The 19,070-nt window shown below is 56.5% G+C and carries 14 protein-coding genes; 1 reads left to right on the top strand and 13 read right to left on the bottom strand.

Going from position 1 to position 19,070, the window contains the following annotated elements; translation table 11 throughout:
* Nucleotides 1-109: 109 nt before the first annotated feature.
* The 5 genes from ldtD to cmoM all read right to left on the bottom strand — a co-directional run bounded on the left by ldtD (nt 110) and on the right by cmoM (nt 9,351).
* Nucleotides 110-1,933 carry a L,D-transpeptidase gene (gene ldtD, locus O1721_RS11845; RefSeq protein WP_032647901.1) on the bottom strand — a complete coding sequence of 608 codons (1,824 nt, stop codon included), beginning with the start codon at nt 1,931-1,933 and terminating at the stop codon, nt 110-112.
* A gap of 179 nt (nt 1,934-2,112) precedes the next feature.
* Entirely contained in the window at nt 2,113-6,561 is a 4,449-nt protein-coding gene (gene mukB, locus O1721_RS11840; RefSeq protein ID WP_032647899.1) for a chromosome partition protein MukB, read from the bottom strand.
* Nucleotides 6,561-7,265 carry a chromosome partition protein MukE gene (gene mukE / locus O1721_RS11835; RefSeq protein ID WP_032647897.1) on the bottom strand — a complete coding sequence of 235 codons (705 nt, stop codon included), beginning with the start codon at nt 7,263-7,265 and terminating at the stop codon, nt 6,561-6,563. The genes mukB and mukE overlap by 1 nt, the downstream gene beginning before the upstream one ends.
* On the bottom strand, nt 7,246-8,568 hold the full coding sequence (gene mukF, locus O1721_RS11830; RefSeq protein WP_015570962.1) for a chromosome partition protein MukF: 1,323 nt from the start codon (nt 8,566-8,568) through the stop codon (nt 7,246-7,248). The genes mukE and mukF overlap by 20 nt, the downstream gene beginning before the upstream one ends.
* 3 nt (nt 8,569-8,571) lie before the next feature.
* On the bottom strand, nt 8,572-9,351 hold the full coding sequence (cmoM, locus tag O1721_RS11825; RefSeq protein ID WP_003858212.1) for a tRNA uridine 5-oxyacetic acid(34) methyltransferase CmoM: 780 nt from the start codon (nt 9,349-9,351) through the stop codon (nt 8,572-8,574).
* A gap of 120 nt (nt 9,352-9,471) precedes the next feature.
* On the opposite strand from cmoM, the gene elyC reads away from it, so the two are divergent.
* Nucleotides 9,472-10,251: an envelope biogenesis factor ElyC gene (elyC, locus tag O1721_RS11820; protein ID WP_032647895.1), complete on the top strand. Its 780-nt coding sequence runs from the start codon at nt 9,472-9,474 to the stop codon at nt 10,249-10,251.
* Here elyC and O1721_RS11815 read toward each other — a convergent pair.
* The 8 genes from O1721_RS11815 to ihfB form a co-directional block, all read right to left on the bottom strand.
* Nucleotides 10,228-11,121, bottom strand: coding sequence for a YcbJ family phosphotransferase (locus O1721_RS11815; protein WP_003858216.1), 894 nt, complete (start codon nt 11,119-11,121; stop codon nt 10,228-10,230). The two genes, elyC and O1721_RS11815, sit on opposite strands and share 24 nt — an antisense overlap.
* Before the next feature lie 142 nt (nt 11,122-11,263).
* A complete protein-coding gene (gene kdsB / locus O1721_RS11810) occupies nt 11,264-12,010 on the bottom strand; it encodes a 3-deoxy-manno-octulosonate cytidylyltransferase (protein ID WP_015570964.1) in 747 nt (248 codons plus the stop codon).
* Nucleotides 12,007-12,189: a protein YcaR gene (gene ycaR / locus O1721_RS11805; RefSeq protein ID WP_003858220.1), complete on the bottom strand. Its 183-nt coding sequence runs from the start codon at nt 12,187-12,189 to the stop codon at nt 12,007-12,009. Before ycaR ends, kdsB begins: the two co-directional genes overlap by 4 nt.
* A gap of 45 nt (nt 12,190-12,234) precedes the next feature.
* Nucleotides 12,235-13,464, bottom strand: a complete 1,230-nt coding sequence (locus O1721_RS11800) for a winged helix-turn-helix domain-containing protein (protein WP_032647894.1) — start codon at nt 13,462-13,464, stop codon at nt 12,235-12,237.
* Between the two features lie 43 nt (nt 13,465-13,507).
* Nucleotides 13,508-14,485 (bottom strand): tetraacyldisaccharide 4'-kinase, encoded by a 978-nt coding sequence (gene lpxK / locus O1721_RS11795; protein WP_032647893.1) that lies wholly within the window; start codon nt 14,483-14,485, stop codon nt 13,508-13,510.
* Nucleotides 14,482-16,230, bottom strand: coding sequence for a lipid A ABC transporter ATP-binding protein/permease MsbA (gene msbA, locus O1721_RS11790; RefSeq protein WP_017693697.1), 1,749 nt, complete (start codon nt 16,228-16,230; stop codon nt 14,482-14,484). The genes lpxK and msbA overlap by 4 nt, the downstream gene beginning before the upstream one ends.
* A 36-nt stretch (nt 16,231-16,266) precedes the next feature.
* The gene (locus O1721_RS11785) at nt 16,267-18,531 is read right to left on the bottom strand and encodes a ComEC family protein (protein ID WP_032647892.1); all 2,265 of its coding nucleotides are present in this window, start codon (nt 18,529-18,531) and stop codon (nt 16,267-16,269) included.
* A 212-nt stretch (nt 18,532-18,743) separates the two neighbouring features.
* On the bottom strand, nt 18,744-19,031 hold the full coding sequence (gene ihfB, locus O1721_RS11780; protein ID WP_003858233.1) for an integration host factor subunit beta: 288 nt from the start codon (nt 19,029-19,031) through the stop codon (nt 18,744-18,746).
* Nucleotides 19,032-19,070 lie beyond the last annotated feature (39 nt).

Genomic DNA, 19,070 nt, shown 5'->3' with positions numbered 1-19,070 from the left:
CAAAGCTTGCTACGTCAAGGCGCCCAACCCCAGTGAATACGCGGCTTGCAGACAGATCGCCTCATATTCACCATAACTTACGACAATCATTTTTACCGAACTACTTCATTTACCTGATTAATTGTTCCGCTTTTGGCAAAATTTGTGCGCCGGATCGCGCTGTCAGATCATAATTGTAAATATCTGTACGATACTGGGTGCGTCCGTCCGCGCCTACAAACGCCGTCAGATAGTAAAGATTGACCGGAATATTGTGGCGAATATTGACGTAACGCGTATCCCCCTGCTTCAGGGCATCTGATATCCGCGTATCGTTCCAGCCTGCATCCTGCAACAGCATATTCGCCAGCTCGGAGGCCTTATTCACGCGGACACAGCCCGAGCTGAGCGCGCGTGCATCTTTCTGAAACAGATTATGGTTCGGGGTATCATGCAGGTAGATAGCGTCCGAACTTGGCATATTGAATTTGTAACGTCCCAGCGAGTTATGTGCGCCCGGTGCCTGCTGGAAACGGAACGGCAGGTTCGAAGGCGTAATCGTTGACCAGTCGACCATCCAGGGGTCAATCGCTTCTTTGCTGTTCCAGCCCCGCATCACCGTATAGTTGTGTCGCTCCAGATAACCCGGGTCATTCCAGACCTTAGGCAGGATATCTTTGCGCGCCAGCGTCGGCGGCACGTTCCACGGCGGGTTAACCACCACGTTATTCAGCGCGCTGCTCATCATTGGCGTTTTACGGTCAGGTCGGCCGACAATCACGCGGGACGCCAGCACTTCGCTACCGTCCTGATAGTAGACCAGGGAGTACGCCGGAATGTTGACCATAATGCCGGTGGATAACGTGCCCGGCAGCAAGCGCAAGCGCTGGATATTCAACGCCAGCACCCCTGCCCGCTGGGCCGGAGAGACGTTCAGCCAGTCGCGAGTAGATGGACCAATCACGCCGTCAGCGCCAAGCCCCTGCGCGGCCTGGAACTGCTTCACTGCGGCGACCAGCTCGCGATCGTAAGCGGCGGGCTTATTGCTCAACGCAACGGCCGTTTTCTCTTTTACCGGCGCCGACGGGCTGACGACCGCATTTTGCGTCTCGTCACCGGGCAGAGCAATTTTAGGGCCGCTGTCAAGAATGCCGGAGCGTTTCATAATTTCGCGGATCGCAGGCACATCGCTGCTCCACTGCCCCGGACGCAGCGTTGTGGTGCCACGCAGCTGAGGCCACGGGCGGGAATCCGCAACCAGCTCAAGAAGCGACTGATGCATCGTGGCATATTGCGGATGGGCAGGCGCAAGGCTTGCGATAAAGCGCGGCAGTTCGCCGTTATCCAGCGACAGCTGCCACTGATTAATGACGGACAGCGCAGGCGTCGCCAGCTTGTACGGTTTACTGCTGTATAACCAGCGGTTGCCGTTCACCGAAATCCCCGCCACAAACTGTAAGTAGCCCATCATGGCATCAGACAGCACCACGTCACGCGCCTGTCCGGTAACGGCAGGGTCGGTCAGGAGCTCAACCCAGGTCGTGAACTGCGGCTGAAAGCCTGCAATCGCCACTTCAGCCAGCTGCTGCTGGAAGGCTCGTACCGCCTCGCGATTTTCCCACATCGGTTTCATATCGCGCGCAGCGTAAAGCAGCGTGAGCTGGTTAATATAAGCGGGAGTATAGCCCGAGGGCAGGCCGGTCATAAGCTGCTGGCGTAATGATTCAGTATCGATGCCTTCCGGCAGCGGTTTAATGCCGGCCATGATGGCCGTCGCCGGAGACTGATCCAGCGGTTGTGACAGCGACGTCGGCTGCGCGCCCATCGTCGCGGAGCTGTCAGTCGGTACAATTTCAGGCTCATCGGCCTGAGCGGTAAACAGTGGAGCAAACATCACTGTCAGGCACAAACTCAGCGCAGACAGCTGACGACCACGATTTTTCTTAAGCAACATCCCTTGCCCCCTGTTTTTCACGACATGCCCATTATTCTGGAGCTTTCCTTCAGTATAGAAAGGCATACTCGCTGCTGCCTTACCTTATGTAAAGAAGTTTAAAGATAACGCAGCCCTGAACACAAGTTAAGTGAATAAAAAAAGCGGCGCATGAGCGCCGCTATTTGTCGCACCCCGGGTTAAGAGGCGTCAGCCGTGCCCGGTAATGACTCCGGTGGCTGCGGGGCGAAACCACGCAGGCCCACGACGTGTACGTGTTCACTGTTCTGAAACACCTTACGCACCAGCTTATAGGTTGTCCCTTTTTCCGGACTGATGTTTTCCGGCGCCGCGATGATGAGCTGCATATCGAGTCGCTCGCAAAGCTCAAACAGCGTGGCGATGGAGCGGGCGTCGAGACGCGCGGCTTCATCGAGGAACAGCAGACGGCATGGCGAGATGTCTTTGCCGCGCAGACGACGCGCTTCATCTTCCCAGCTCTGCACCACCATCACCAGAATCGACATACCGGTACCGATAGCTTCACCGGTAGAGAGCGCACCGGATTCCGCGCGCAGCCAGCCGTCTGAGCCACGGTTAACCTCAACTTCCATTTCCAGATAGTTGCGGTAGTCCAGCAGCTCCTCGCCGATGGTTTGCGGCGTACGCTGGCCCATGTCAATCTGCGGATTCAGACGCTGATATAGCTTCGCCAGCGCTTCGGAGAAGGTCAGGCGGTTACTGTTGAACAGATCCTGATGCTGTTCGTGCTGTTCAGACAACACGTCCAGCAGCGTGGAGTGCGCCTCACGCACGTTCACGTTCAGCCGCACGCTGTTGACCTGGCCAAACGACACGCTTTGCAGGCCCTGGTTCAGCTGACGGATGCGGTTCTGCTCGCGCTGAATGGTTTTACGAATAATATTCGCCACGCTGCGGGAGCTGATTGCCAGCTTCTGCTCGCGGGAGGTCAGCTCCTCCGTCAAACGGCCCAGCTCGATCTCCATCTGTTCGATCGCTTCCACCGGATCGTCGGTACGGATGATGTCCTGACGAATACGCTCGCGTAAGTGCTGATAAACCGCCACGAAGAACTGAATTTTGCGCTCAGGACGCTTCGGATCTTCGGACATACGCAGCACGTCACGCAGGTGTTCATTGTCCGCCACCGCCAGACGCAGCGCGCCCAGCGCCTTATCCGACATAGAGCGCAGTTCATCGGCTGACAGGTACGCCAGCTCGCGACGATGCAGACGACGCTCCACGTTGTTATCTTTCACCATGCGCATCACCGCGCACCACCCCGCCTTCGCGGTCACAACCTGTTCACGCATCTCATGATAGTCACGCTCCAGCTTGCGCAGGCGTCGCGTCAGGTTGTCCATCTCCGCTTCACAGAAGGTCAGCGCTTTTTCCAGCTGATTACGACGCGCGCGGTTGTTACTGAGCTGAGCATGCAGCTCATCGCGGCGAATACGCGCCCGCTCTTCTGCACCGCTGTCGGCGCGCACGCCGATGTCCTGCAACTCTTTATGCAGATCGTTTAACAGCTCTTTCTTGGTGTCGAAGGAGCTTTTCAGCGAGGCCATGACCTGGCTGTACTGGCTCAGCTGTGCGGCGTGAGTACGCATCGCTTCACGGGCGCGCGTACGCTCTGCTTCGGCCTGCTCAAGACGCTCGCGCAGCTTTTCATTAAGATCACTGTTCCCGCTCAGCATTTCTGCTGAATCGGAGTAGCCGAAGTGTGCGCGACGTTGCACCACTTCCGTCAGGGCAAACGCCTGCTGACGCGCTTCGCGCTGCACCTGCTGTGACCAGGCGTAATCTTCTTTTAACTGCTCAAACTGTTCCGGGTCGCTCTGGAGAACGGAAACCATCGGCTCCAGTTTTGCCAGCTGATTGCCGTGCTGCTGCACAAAGCGCGCCGCTTCCTGCGCTTCGTCCAGACGTTCCTGAATTTCGTCCACGCGGTCGGCGAGCGTATCGTCCGCCAGCAGGTTCAGGCGCGGCAGGATGCGGTTAAGGGCCGCAACGCCCTCTTTCGCCTGCTCGAACTGCACGCGGCTTTGCTGGTTGTCATTTTCATGGCTGGCAAGCGCACGCTCCAGCTCACCACGGCGGGTGTTGAGCTTGCGGATTTCAGCTTCCGGATCGGGCTCAAAGGCAACGCCCAGGTGGCTGCCGATAAAGCGGCTGAACGCCTGATGCAGACGCTGCGTTTTTTGAACATCAAACGACAGGGTTGCAAAACGTTCAGAAAGCGTTTCGCGCTCAGCGTGCAGGCTTTCAATACGGTTTTCACGCGCGGCGCGGCCAAACAGCGGCAGTTCCGGGAAGCGCGAATAGCGCCACTGGCGATCGGCGATTTTCACCACCACCGCTTTTTCCAGCTCGTCGACGCTGAATACGCTGTCATCAAACGACTGCGGATCCCCTTCGATGAGGTAGAGATCTTCCGGGCAGTCTTCCAGCCCTGCAAGCTGGTCCGAAATCAGCGACAGATCCGGCACCACAATCGCGTTACGGGATGGACCGTACAGCGCGGAGAAGTACGGCGCATCGTCCAGGCCGACATCGTCGTAAATTTCAGACAGCAGCACGCCGCCGAAACGCTCGGCTAAGGCATTCAGGCGCGGATCTTCTGAGCCGCCAGGCTGGCTTAAACGCTCGATCTCTTCATCGACGTCACGCTTGCGCGCACCCACTTCGTCACGCTCAACAATCGCTTCACGCTCGCGCTCCAGCAGCTGTTGCATGTACTCGGTGACGTCCTGGCTGGAGGCAAACTCCTGGCCACACTGTTCGCTGAGCTGGTTCAGGCTGCTTTGTGCAGCCAGCCAGATCGGCGCACGCTGTAAGAGCGTCTTCGAACGCGACTGAAGCTGTTCCAGCTCCTGACGCAGCGTCATGCGCTGTTCGCTGGCGTTCGATACGGTATCCGACAGGGCCGCAATACGCGCTTCCAGCTCCTGGTGCAGGGCCTCAAGCTCGTCGAAATCGTAATTTTTACCCTGACGCTTGCAGAATTCCGCCAGCAGACGCTCGGCTTCCTGCTGTTCACGCAGACGCTGTTCCAGCTCGTTCAGGCGCATGCGCAGCGACTGCACCTGTTCGGCCAGATGGCGTTGATTGACGCCGTCGCGCAGCAGCTCACGGGCAACGTCCCACGCTTCGTTACGCGCCAGCGGACCGTTAATCGCCACCACCAGCTGGTACGCCTGCTCAAACTGGCTATGCGCCGTTTGCGCCACGCTCATTTTCTGATCGAGAGAAAGCAGTTTCTCAGTGGCTTCCTGCTCTTTGGCCTGGAAGGTATCCAGCCATTCGTCAGCGCTTTCCGGGGTCAGGTCCGGCAGATGGCACAGCTCTTTGGCACGCTGCAACGCCTGCAATGCCTGGTTGTACTGAATCGCACGCGTCTGCTGCACGTCCAGCGCCTGCTGGTAATCAGCAAGCTGGCTTTTCAGCTCATCCACTTCCAGCTCGGCGGCTTCCGCGCGGGCTTCGTTCTCTTCCTGCAAATCGGCGGCTTCGGCCACCACTTCATTTTGCTCTTCAAGACGAATTTGCAGCTCATCCAGATCGGCTTCATAGCGCTCGATTTTTTCCTGCTGACGCAGCGCGGTCTGCACCAGGTTCAGGTGATCGCTGGCCGCCTGGTAATCGGCTTCCAGATCCCCTTCCGCACCGTTGTGCTCGCCCAGTTCGCGCGCCATTTCGACATGCTTATACTGCTCAGCCACCAGCTGTTTGCGGGAGGTAAACAGCTCGCGGCGGTATTCCAGCGCCTGATCGAGATGAATACGGCGCTCGTTGGCGTGGCGCATATAGTCCGCCGCCACGTAGTTGGTGGCTTCGCTGATCAGGTGCTTAAACAGGTCGCGGTCAGACTGTGTGACGCGAATCGCTTCCAGCGTCATGCGGTTTTCACGCAGCGCGGCTTCCATATCCTGGAAAGCCTTACGCACGCCGCTGTTTTCCGGCAGCAGGTAGTCGCGCAGTGAGCGCGTAATGGCGCTGGAGATACCGCCGTACAGGGAGGCTTCAATCAGACGGTAGTATTTACTACGATCTGACGCGCTGCGCAGACGACGGGCTACCACACCGAGATCGAACATCAGAGAGTGATAGTCGGTAATGGAGTTAAACTGCTTAAACTGCACGCCTTCGATAGCTTCCAGCTTGTCTTTCAGCTCCTGGAGCGTGAGGACGCGCGCCTGACGTTCATTTAGGGTTTCCGTCAGCAGCGCGGTCGGCTGTACGGAGGTTGGTAGTCCCTGGATCGCAAACGGTTTGATATCTACTTTACGGTCGCGGCCAGCAACCTGTTGCAGACGCACGCCTACAACCACGCGCTGATGGCGGGAGTTGATGACGTCCAGCACTGAATAACAGACGCCCGCTTTCAGCTTACCGTGCAGACCTTTATCACGAGAGCCGCTCGTGGCGCCCGCTTCAGTGGTGTTACGGAAGTGCAGCAGGGTCAGGTCAGGGATCAGCGCCGTCACGAAGGCCGCCATGGTGGTGGATTTACCCGCCCCGTTACCGCCGGAGAGCGTTGTCACCAGCTCATCCAGATCGAATGTTCGGGCAAAGAAGCCGTTCCAGTTGATCAGCGTTAGTGAGCGAAATTTACCGCGTTCAATCATTACTCTTCCTCCCCGCTATCCGGCTGATTCTCTTCAGGCTCGTCATTGAGCTGCAAATGGTTTTCCACCGGCATCGCTTCACCGTCACGGATCATGCGCAGCTGCGCTTCACGCGCATCGTCACCCGCACGCACATCGGCGCCAAAACGGAAGACCGATTCGGTAATACGGAACTTGCTGCTGTCGTGACCCATGAACCAGACCATTCCCAGACGGCGCAGACGGTTCAGGGAAGAGCGAACTTTTTCCTGTAATTTCTGACGGTCCAGATCGGACCCCGTTGAGCGGTTATTGACCAGCTTGAGCAGCTTGCTTTCATCCGCCAGCGACAGCAGCTCATCGTAAAGCTCCTGCTGGGTGAAGATCCCTTCATTCGCCAGACGTTCCGGGCTGAGATAGAGGTAGCAGAGAATTTTGCCGACCATCATATCCAGTTCGGAAAGCACCGAGCGCGGAATAAGCGTGGTAGAGCGCGGACGCAGGTAGAAAAACCCTTCCGGCGCGCGGATCAGCTCAACGTTATAGCGAGCGTAAAACTCTTCCAGGTACTCCTGAAAGTCCATCAAAAAGGCGTGATTATCCAGCTCGTCAAGGCCAATGTGACGACCGGCACGCAGCTGGCTATCCAGCGCCGGAAACAACGGATTCGCCAGCGCCTGTGCCAGCTTAACTGGCATCACGTGTTCAATATTTGTCAATGACATGCGCCTGTACCTTGGCTCCGTAATCGTTAATCGGCTGCCACTTCGGCGGCAGTCCGGTGAAATCGGCTTGTGCGATGCCCAGGCGCACCGCCTGGTCTACAACAATGCGGGCAACATCGAAGTGGCGCGCGCGCGGATACTGCGCCAGATAGTCGCGTACCACGAGGCCAAGATCCAGCGGTGCTTGTCTGGTTTTGTAGACAGCGAGCTGTTCTTCGATCATCGCCGCAAGCTGCTCGCGAATTTCGTTAAATTCTTCGTATTCCAGATCCGGCGGCAGTTCACCGGTGACCTCTTCATCACGCAGCGCCATCTCTTCGTCGCGCATATCCAGCAGACGATCGGCGTTGGCGTAGGTCAGCGCCCACGGCGCATCGAAGTAGGTCTGTACCGACTGGCGCAGACGTTGAGCAAAGACGCGATTCTTATCCATATCGATGGCGGTACGGATAAATTTATGCACGTGGCGGTCGTAACCGATCCACAGGTCGATCGACTGCTGGCCCCAGCTGATAATGCGGTCAAGCTTGCTCTGCAAATCAAACACCAGACGGTCGATAAAATGCAGATCGTCGTGCGCCATCGTCGCGTCCTGAATGCGTAGCAGATTGGCCTGTAGCTTATCTCCCGCCGCCTCCAGCGTATCCTGCAACTCACGCAGCGTACCCGACGTTTCTGACAGCAAGAGTTCACAGCTGGAGATGGCCGCACGCCAGTCTTTATTAAGCAGTTGAGCGATATCGTCTTTCACCTGCTGCTGCTGTTCGTCCATCAGACGTTGAGTCAGATCGATACTGTCGAAAATCTCGGCAACCGAATATTTCAGCGGCGCGTAAACGTTGCGATGCCAGTGGAATTCATCACCGTTTTCATCAGCCGCGTCGGCGGCACGCTTCAGCTCGCCTGCAACAATAGAGAGCTGCATGGAGAGACGTAGCGTGGAAAATTCGCGCTGGCGGATGTAATAGTCGGTAATGCCAATGCCCAGTGGCGTAAGACGATAGATGGCGTTTCCTTCCGCCTGCTCGCTGGTAAAGCGGTTCAGCAGACGTTGACGCACCATATCATTGATTGCGTTGTTGGCACGCACGCTAATGGTTTCGCTGGTTTGCTCAAACGCATCACTGACGTGGCGGAACGCATCCACCAGTTCGCCTTCACTCATTTCGCCATCCAGGCGTTCGCCGTTTAGCGTCGCAACCGCCAGCAGGAATGAGAGTCTGTCTACCGGCAGCGAGATGGAGAAATCGTTTTTCCTGGCCCAGGCAACCAGTTCGGGGACTGTCTGGGAAAATTCACTCATAGATTATCCTTGCATCTGCGGCTTGCGCGCGGTGACGTGTATATAGCGGCCAAGGCTCAGATAAGGCTCCTGACGGCAGTACCGCGTCTCTATTTCTGTTAAGGCGTCTAAACAGTCATCCTGTTTTTGTTTATCACGCAGATAATCATGAAACACCCTCACGCCGGTTTTGCCGGTAATTTCCCAACCGATCTCCTCCAGCCAGCCATAGACCTGCTGCGGTTCACGGGGGAAATCCGGTGAAAGCGTGCGTCGTTTCTTTTTATACATGCCCTGCTGTACATAGCCAAAATTGCCGACCAGCACGTTTCGCATTAGCAGGCCGTTGGCATTGTAAAACATCAGCGATAACGCACCGCCCGGGCGCAACATCGACCACAGCGTTTTTAACATCGCTTGTGGTTCGGCGATCCATTCGAGCACAGCATGAAACAATATCAGATCAACCTGCGTTTCCAAATGCTGCGGAATGTCCTGAGCGGCGCAATGTATAAAATGCATGTTGTCGCTCACACCTTTCTCTTCTGCCGCTCGCCCTGCGCGCGCAACCATCTCGGCAGAAAGATCGCAAAGCGTGACGTGATGTCCCCGCTGCGCCATCAGAATTGCAGTCTGACCTTCCCCACCGCCGGCATCCAGCACGCGCAACGGTCGGTCACCGAATTCAGCCAGCAGCTTGTCCAGATCCTGCCAGAGGATCGTCTGACGAAGCTGACCTTTGGTGGTGCCATAAATGTTGCGCGAAAACTTTTCCGCGATGTCATCAAAATTGCGATCCCGCATTGGGAGGGTTCCACTCACTGCAAAACCGCTATTTTGTCACACCCGCGCGGAGAATGAACCACTCTGGTGTAATATCACCGACAATCGCCTGCTGTATGGTTAAAAAAGGAACCAAAAAGGATGCTTTTTACCCTAAAAAAATATATCGGAGGCATGATGCTTCCCCTTCCCCTGCTGTTGCTTTTCATCGCGCTGGGGCTGGCATTAATATGGTTTAGCCGCTTTCAGAAAAGCGGTAAATCCCTCGTTACCGTGGGCTGGCTGGCGCTGCTGTTACTCAGCCTGCAACCGGTCGCTGACGGTTTATTACGTCCGATTGAAAACACCTACCCGACATGGCAGGGAAATCAGAAGGTGGGCTATATCGTGGTGCTGGGCGGCGGATATACCTGGGATCCGAACTGGGCGCCCAGCTCGAACCTGATCAACAACAGCCTGCCGCGCCTGAACGAGGGGATCCGCCTGTGGCTGGCCAATCCGGGATCGAAGATGATCTTCACGGGCGCTGCGGCAAAAACCAACCCGGTCAGTACCGCTGAAGCAGGAGCAAGAGTGGCTGAATCGCTTGGCGTACCACGTTCCGCCATCATCACGCTGGATAGCCCAAAAGATACCGAAGAAGAGGCGGCGGCGGTGAAACAGGCCATCGGTGATGTACCGTTCCTGCTGGTGACCTCTGCTTCACACCTGCCGCGCGCAATGATTTTCTTTGAGAAGCAGGGCCTGCATCCGCTTCCTGCTCCGGCAAACCAGATGGCTATTGACGCCCCGCTCAATCCGTGGGAACGGATAATCCCGTCCCCGGTATGGCTGATGCACAGCGATCGCGTCGGCTACGAGACGCTTGGCCGCCTCTGTCAGTGGCTCAAAGGTTCGTCAGGCAAGCCAGGGCAGGAGTGATTTTGCGGCCAGATCGAAACTGGCGCGATTAAAGCGCCCGGTGTTGACCAGCTGCGCCACCTCATCCCAGAGAAGATAGAGCCAGCGTCGCCAGAGAAAGGCCTCCGCAACGGGGGCGCGCTGAAGATAGTGCCAGAGCAAATCTTCCGCCGCCCCGCCCTCGCTCAGCCTGAACAGTTCGTACTCGCGCGGCGCCCAGAGCATGATCCCCGGCCCGACCATCGCCAGCAGCTGGTCGCTGCGCGAGTCTTTAAGCATACTGCGCAGCGTGAAATTGCCGTGAACCAGCACGCAGTTGTCGTTAAAGCCCTCAAACAGCGTCGGCAGACACTCCCGGGTGCGGAATAAAATACGTTTGTCCTGCATCGTTAAACCGGTGTTGTTGAACTGGTTCAGCGTGCCCCACAGCACTTCAACACGCTGGCGATACCACAGCGGCCACAGGTTTTCCTGCGTGCTGTCCACCGCGCCAACAAGACCCCGGCTGTCCTGCCGATGCCAGGCAAGCAGAGCCTCGACAATCTGATCTTTCAGCTGTTCCCAGCGCTCCGGTGTACGCGTCGGGGCTTCAACAGAAACCCCGCGTAAACGCTCGATAAGCAGAACATCCGGGCCGGGATGCTCCTCATGGGTCATCACGCCGTAGACCGTCGGCATGCGGACAGTCCCTTCCCGCGCCAGCATCGACATTTTCCAGGCCAGCTGTCTGGCGACGCCAGGCGAGGTAAAACTTCTGGCCATCAGCGGCATGGGGTTTCCCTGACTGTCGTACAACGACCAGAGTGCGGTATCGGCCTTTTCATTCACGCATTCCACCCGGCTTAGCTTTTCACCAAGGAGATGGCTGAGTTCAGCACGCAGCTGTTCCATATGAGATTACCCCCATTAAGACTACTGCTTTTATAATGAGCGCGCGAAACCCGGATGTCACCCGGTAGAGATCAATAATGAAAAAGAAAAGGAAAATAGCCAGGCGGGAGAACATCCCCCCAGACGAGGGGATGCCAGCGAATTAACGCATTTCGACGCGTACGCGCTCGAGATCTTCAGGGGTATCCACGCCGGTGCCTGGGATTTCCTGGGCAACCGCAACGTGAATTTTCTCGCCGTACCACAGCACGCGAAGCTGTTCGAGCATTTCAATATGCTCCAGCGGGCTTGGTGCCCAGGCGACGTAGCGACGAATAAAGCCGGCGCGGTAGCCGTAAATACCGATGTGGCGCAGGAAGGTTTCGCCGATTGTCTCTTTCGATTGCGCAAAACGATCGCGATCCCACGGAATGGTGGCGCGGGAGAAATAGAGCGCGTAGCCCTCTGCGTCCATGACCACTTTCACCGCATTCGGATTGAACGCCTCTTCAGCGTGGTGAATCGGCACCGCGAGGGTCGCCATCCCGACCTGACGCTGTGCCAGGTTGTCGGCCACCTGACGGATAATCGCCGCCGGGATCATCGGCTCATCGCCCTGCACGTTCACAATCACCGTCTCGTCGCTGAAACCGCATTTTTCGACGACTTCCGCCAGGCGCTCGGTGCCTGACTGATGATCGGCACGGGTCATGCACACTTCCCCACCCGCGGCCTCAACCGCGCGCGCAACATCCGGGTGATCGGTGGCGACGATGACGCGTCCGGCGCCCGATTCGCGTGCCCGTTCAAGGACATGCACAATCATCGGTTTGCCATTGATATCCACCAGCGGTTTACCTGGCAGGCGCGTGGAAGCATAACGCGCAGGGATAATGACAACAAAACTCATGGTTTGATCTCTTCTGCCACCAGGGAACGGGCTTCATTTTCCAGCAGGACCGGAATACCGTCACGCAGCGGGAACGCCAGGCTGTCCAGTTTGCAAATCAGCTCTTGTTTATCCTGGCTGTAATACAGTTTGCCGTTGCACACCGGGCAGGCAATAATTTCAAGTAAACGGTGATCCATAGTTCCTCCGTATGGGTAATCGCTAAAGCTTATCACATTCCCTTTTCAGGGAGTGCCTGTTTCCCAGCCACCTCGACAGGTCGTAAACAGCCCCGCAGGCACGCGACCGAGTACAATCTCATGCGCCCCCTGCCAGCGCGCAAATTCACTGAGCGCAGTCGTTAACCCTTTTTCCAGGCCAGCCGTGACCTTTATGCCCTCTTCCAGCCAGAGCGCGATAATTTCAAGCATGCCGGTTTTACGGTGCATTTTAGCGTCCATGCGCCCGACTAGCTGGCCTTTGTGCAGCAGCGGCAAAACAAAATAACCATACTGCCGTCTGGGCGCCGGAGTGTAGCATTCCAGACGGTAGCTGAAATTAAACAACTGCCCGGCCCGCTTTCTGTCCCAGACAACGGGGTCGAACGGCGACAGCACGGCACTGTGGGTCGCCTGGAGTTTGCCCTCCTGCGCCTGCGCCAGCAGAGGGAACAAATCCGCATGCAACCACATTTCACCTAACGACTCTACCGAGACCGGCATGACGCGCTGTTCGCGCTGCCACGATTCCAGCAGTGGTTTTAGCTGCGGCTGACGCAGACGATAATAATCCGCCAGCCACTGTGGGCGGAAGATGCCAAGGCTGCGGGCGCTGTTCCCGAGCATGATGGCTTCGGCTGCGTCCTGAGACAGCAGGTCACGCGTATCGTCCCAGTGAGGCATAACGCGGTGTGTGAGGTCATAGACGCGCTGAAAGTTGCGACGCTCGACCACCATCACTTTGCCCGACGTAAACAGCCCTTCAAGATGGCGTTTGTGCGGTTTCCACTCCCACCATCCGCTTGCGCCTTTTCGCGGGTGTTCAAAATCCGCGGAGCGTACCGGCCCGTTTTCCTGAATATGGGCAATCAGTTGCTCTATTTCATCTGCGTGTTCCATCATCCACTCCTGACGGTATTTCCAGCCCATTTTGTCCGGGGCGAGCATGCGGTGACGCACCAGAGCAAAATCGCTTCGTGGGAGAAAACAGGCTTCATGCGCCCAGTATTCCATCAGTTCGCCCTGACTTAGCGCATTATCCAGCCACTGCGGAGGATAGTTTCCCAGGCGGCTAAACAGGACCAGATACGGGCTACGCGCCACGATGTTAATGGTGTCGATTTGCAGCAACGACATGCGTTGCACGGTAGAGAGGATATCAGCTGGCTGCGCGCGGCGGCGGGGCTTTTTCAGAAGCCCCTGGGCGGCAAGATGCAAGTTTCGTGCGGCTGCAAGTGAGAGTTGCGATAGAGACATGCGTTTTCCTGTCAGTCAAAGCGCCACCGGAACCGCGTAGAAGTTACTGCACTAACGCGAGCAGTTCCTTGAGCAAATGTTCCGGCTGTTCGCCGCTGAGTTCAGCGTCAACCGGCAGATACCACCAGTTTTCTTTCGCAAAGGCCCGGCATTTTACCGCGTCTTTTTCCGTCATGATCAGCGTCTGTCCCGGCGCTGCCAGCCTTTCAACCTCTTCGGCAACTAACGCCTGGTGATCGGCGAGCGGCACCCGTTTATCAAGCTTTGCGCCGCACTGCTCCAGCGTTGCGAAGAAACGCGGCGGATGACCTATACCGGCCATCGCAACCAGATGTTCCAGTTGCGCGACGTCTTTACGCACGCCGGTCAACATATTCACGGCCTGTCCGGGACGAAGATGCATCGGGATTTCGCCCGCTCTGGCTTCACCACCGTTTACAATCACAGCATCGACGCTCTTCAGGCGCGACGCACGCTCACGCATTGGACCGGCTGGCAGCCACCAGCCGTTGCCAAAACGCCGCACGCCGTCAATAACCACGATCTCTTTGTCACGCGCCAGCGCGTAATGCTGCAAACCATCATCGGTAATAATGATTTGTACGTCATGCTCCGCAAGCAGTGCCTTCACGGCATCACTGCGCACCGGCGATACCGCAACCGGCGCGCCGGTACGCTGGTAAATCAGTACCGGCTCATCACCGGCTTCAGCGGTTGTCGTAGCTGGGCTCAGCACCAGTGGATACTGCGCCGCTTTACCACCGTAACCGCGTGAGACAACTCCCGGGCGGATACCGCGTTTATGGAGCTGTTCTACCAGCCAGATCACCACCGGGGTTTTGCCGTTTCCACCCGCCGTCAGGTTGCCGACCACCACCACCGGTACCGGTGCGCGCCAGGCGCGCTTGATCCCGAGGCGGTAAAGCAGACGAATAGCACCGCTCACCAGGCCATACAGCCAGGAGAGCGGGAGAAGCAGCACCCACAGAGGGGATTCACCCGACCAGATGCGTGCAATCATTGACCGAACTGCATTTTATGAAGCTGCGCGTAAACACCACGCTGTTCCAGCAGGTCCGCATGGCTGCCGCGTTCAACGATCACGCCATCTTCCACCACCACGATTTCGTCAGCCTGTTCGATGGTCGACAGACGGTGCGCGATAACCAGCGAGGTACGGTTTTTCTGTAATTCATCCAGAGCAGACTGGATAGCGCGTTCAGATTCCGTATCCAGTGCGGACGTTGCTTCATCGAGGATCAGAATCGGGCTGTTGCGCAGCAGCGCACGGGCAATCGCGATACGCTGACGCTGACCACCGGAGAGCAGCACCCCGTTTTCGCCAATGATCGTATCCAGACCGTTATCCATTTTGTTAATGAAGTCCATCGCATAGGCCATACGCGCCGCATTCTCAATCTCTTCACGGCTGTACTCTTCGGTACGGGCATACGCAATGTTGTTCGCCACCGTATCGTTGAACAGATGCACGTTCTGCGAGACCAGCGCGACCTGGTTACGCAGCGACTGGAGGGTATATTCCCGCAGGTCGTGACCATCAAGCAGGATCTCGCCCTGGTCGATATCGTAGAAACGGGTAATCAGGCTGGCAATGGTCGACTTGCCCGAACCGGAACGACCGACCAGCGCAACGGTTTTACCCGCCGGGATGGACAGGCTGATATCACGCAGCGCCGGCACTTCGCGGCCTGGATAGGTAAAGGTGACGTTACGGAATTCCAGGTCGCCTTTAGCGCGCTCGATCACGCGTGTACCTTCATCTTTTTCCTGTTCGGAATCGAGGATGCTGAACAGCGTCTGACAGGCTGCCATCCCGCGCTGGAACTGGGCGTTGACGTTAGTCAGCGATTTCAGCGGACGCATCAGCGCAATCATGGATGAGAACACCACCGTAATGGTACCCGCAGTCAGGGTTTCCATGACGCTCGGGAAACTGGCGGCATACAGGACGAAGGCCAGGGCCAGAGAGGCAATCAGCTGAATGATCGGATCGGAAATCGACGAGGCCGATACCATTTTCATTCCTTGCAGGCGCATTCTGTTGCTGACCTTGTCAAAGCGTTTGGTTTCGACTTCCTGACCGCCGAAAATCAACACTTCCTTATGGCCTTTCAGCATCTGCTCGGCGCTGGTAGTCACCTGCCCCATCGTATTCTGCATATTTTTACTGATGTTGCGAAAACGCTTTGATACCACGCGGATCGCGATGGAGACAATCGGCGCCAGCACAATAAGGATCAGCGACAGTTGCCAGCTGTAATAGAACATCATCGCGAACAGGCCGATGATGGATGCGCCTTCACGCACAACGGTAATCAGTGCGCTGGAAGAGGACGACGCCACCTGCTCTGAATCGTAGGTAATACGCGACAGCAGGGTGCCGGTTGACTGTTTGTCAAAGAATGAGACCGGCATCCCCATCATATGACTGAATAATCGACGGCGCATGGTCATCACCACTTTACCGGATACCCAGGAGATGCAGTAGCTGGATACATAGCTGGAGATTCCGCGTAAGATCATCAGCCCAATAACCACCAGCGGCATCCATAGCAGCACTGAACGATCCGTTTTACCGAAACCGTCATCCAGTAACGGTTTGAGAAGCGATAACATAAACGTATCGCTGGCTGCGTTGAGGATTAACGCTACGCCCGCCACGATCAAGCCTGTTTTGAAAGGAGCAATCATCGGCCAGAGCCGGCGGAACGTTTGCCACGTGGAGAGATCTTTGTCGTTATGCATTCAAAAAACCAGCATTTGTTGAAATAGCCGCATATTCTACCCGTTATCTACGGGCGCGCCAAACCACTGATGATACCAACGCGGTAAATAGTGTTCGCGTAAGCGACGAATTTGCCGACTATGGTGCGAAAAGGTCACAGATATCTGCCCGGAATGCGGGGTATCAAGCCAGAGATATCCCTCCGTTCGATAGCGCCGGACCACTTTAATAGAAGGGAAACGCCACGCGTTATAGCGAGCCATCGAGGCCAACGAAACCTGCCCCTCTACGCGCTGTAGCAACGGTGTTGAAGATGACGTGTTACTTCCATGATGCGGCACCTGGATCAGTGTAGACGCAAGCTGACGCCAGCGATGGCTTAGCATTGCCAGTTCTGCCTGCGCTTCAATGTCTCCGGTCAGTAACACGCTCTGTTCGCCGTCATCGATTTTTACCACACAGGAGCGGTTGTTACCTTTCTCCGAGGTGTTTTCGGGTGGCCAGTGCACGGAGAACGTTAAACCCTGCCACTGCCATCGCTGTCCTCGAAAGCACGGAAGATGTCCGGACCAGGATAAGGGGCTCCTGATCCACATTGCGGGCCAGGCAGCTTTTAGCGATGCCAGTCCCCCCGCGTGGTCGAGATGTTCATGGCTCAGGATCACCCCTTCCGGTTTCAGATGATGCCAGCGTAGCCAGGGGATAATCAGCTGCTGCGCACTGTCCCCACCGGGCCATGCCAGCCCGGTGTCATACAGAATGGCCTTCCCGTGACGCTCAATGACCATCGCCAGCCCCTGCCCTACATCCAGCATATGCAGGGACCAGCTGTCTGTTTTAACCCTGTGCCAGAGGGGAAAGGCCAGCACCACGCTGCCTGCCAGACAGACTGCGGGGGCTGCGCTGAAGGCCCTGAATCGCCAGCCAATGACCAGCAGCCACGGCAGTAACGTCAGGTATTGCCAGCGTTCATCAACGTCCTGCCAGCCATTCGGTAAACGCATCAATAGCCAGAAAAGCCCCGCCAGAGATTTATCAGCAGCCAGCCAGACGATACTTTCCAGCGCAGCGGCCGGAAACAGATGCAGAAACATGCCGAGCAGGATCAGCGGAACTGAGATAAACGTGACCAGAGGAACGGCAAACAGATTCGCCACCAGCGAGGAGAGACTGAAACCATGGAAAATCAGCACCTGAAGCGGCAACAGAAGCAGCAGCATACCGACCTGCAAATACAACAGCGTAACCAGCGGCCGCAGGCACCGGCCACGTTGCCAGTGCGGGAGAGGTAACCACTGATACCAAAAAATAAGCGCGGCGACCGCAAACGCTGACAACGCCAGGCTTTGTGACAGTACCGCCAGTGGATCGAAAACCAGGATCGCCGCCACGCAGGTAAGCCATACCTGCCAGGGCGACCACTGGCGACCACTCATTTTTAATGCAGCCAGTACCACAAGCGCGATAACCGTGCGCAGCGCGGGCGGCTGCAAGCCCGTTAGCCATGCGTAAAACGCGGCAAAAATCAGCCCTGCCAGCAAGGGGATTTGCCAGATAATCCAGCGGCCCGGCAGGAAGAACTGAATGCCCCGCGCCAGAAACCAGATGACAGAAGCGGCCAGCGCAATATGTAATCCCGAGATTGCCATCAGATGCATCGTTCCGGTCTCACGCATCAGGTTTTTTATCTCCCGCGAGACCGACAGCCGCTCCCCCATTCCCAGCCCCAGGATCACAGGTCCCCACTGATATGCGGAAAGCGTATTCTGTAGTGATGTCAGGTAGTGCGCACGCAGACTACAGCCTTCATCAACGAGCGCCGCATGGGTAAACCGTCCACTCAGCGTCTGGTGTCGGGCAAAGGCATTTTTCTGTGAATCATAGCCGCCATCGTTGAGTTCTCCGTGTACCGCCCTGAGCCGCAGGGTCATTGCCCAGCGTTGACCCACGCAGACGTTTTGCGGCAGATAGTTGCCATACAGCGCCACGCCCATGGCAGCCCACACGCGTTTTCCATTGAGGCTGACAATCCTTCCCTGATGCATCGTTGCGCCGTCCGTTGCGGTAATGACCACCTCGGCCTGCTGCGGTGCTTGCGTTAAATGGTTCATCGGCCATACGCTTTCCTGAGCGGTCAGGATCCCCCAGCACATAAAAAGCAATGCGAGACCTGAAAACCTGAGCCATTTTCTCTGCTGTACGGATAACGCAACTCCTGCGGCAATCAGCAACCAGACAAGATGTAAATCTGGCAAATCGGGTAACCAATAGAGTGGGATTATGGCCAGAATGGCGCACATACTGATAACGTGGATCCCCATCTTCACCTCCATGTTTCAGGTGATTATGCGGCGGGACTGATGTGTCGTCAGACAGAAAAGGCGTGTTTTACAGTGGGCGCTGCAACGCTTTTAAGCGTTTACAGCAAAGAGAAAATGAATATGCGGCACGTATTCAGAAATGCAGGGGCGGGATACAAAAAAAGCACCCTAAGGTGCTTTCTTTAAACTCAGTTTAACCCTGATGATTAAACTCAGTTACCGTAAATATTGGCGCGATCGCGCAGTTCTTTACCCGGCTTAAAGTGCGGAACATACTTTCCTTCCAGCTCCACTTTATCGCCAGTCTTCGGGTTACGCCCGGTACGTGGTGCACGATAGTGCAGGGAAAAACTACCGAAACCGCGGATTTCAATGCGCTCGCCCTGGGCAAGAGTGGTAGCCATATGCTCCAGCATCTCTTTAACGGCATCTTCCACAGCCTTAGCAGGGATATGCGGTTGCTGACTGGCAAGTCTTTCAATCAATTCTGACTTGGTCATGATTCCTCCGGTTCCTTTCAAACCCATTAGCTGAACAGC

It is taken from the genome of Enterobacter cloacae complex sp. HYC033_NIDB (assembly GCF_056673335.1).
Note: the sequence above shows the minus strand (reverse complement) of the source record. Positions and strands in the feature narration are given on the sequence as shown.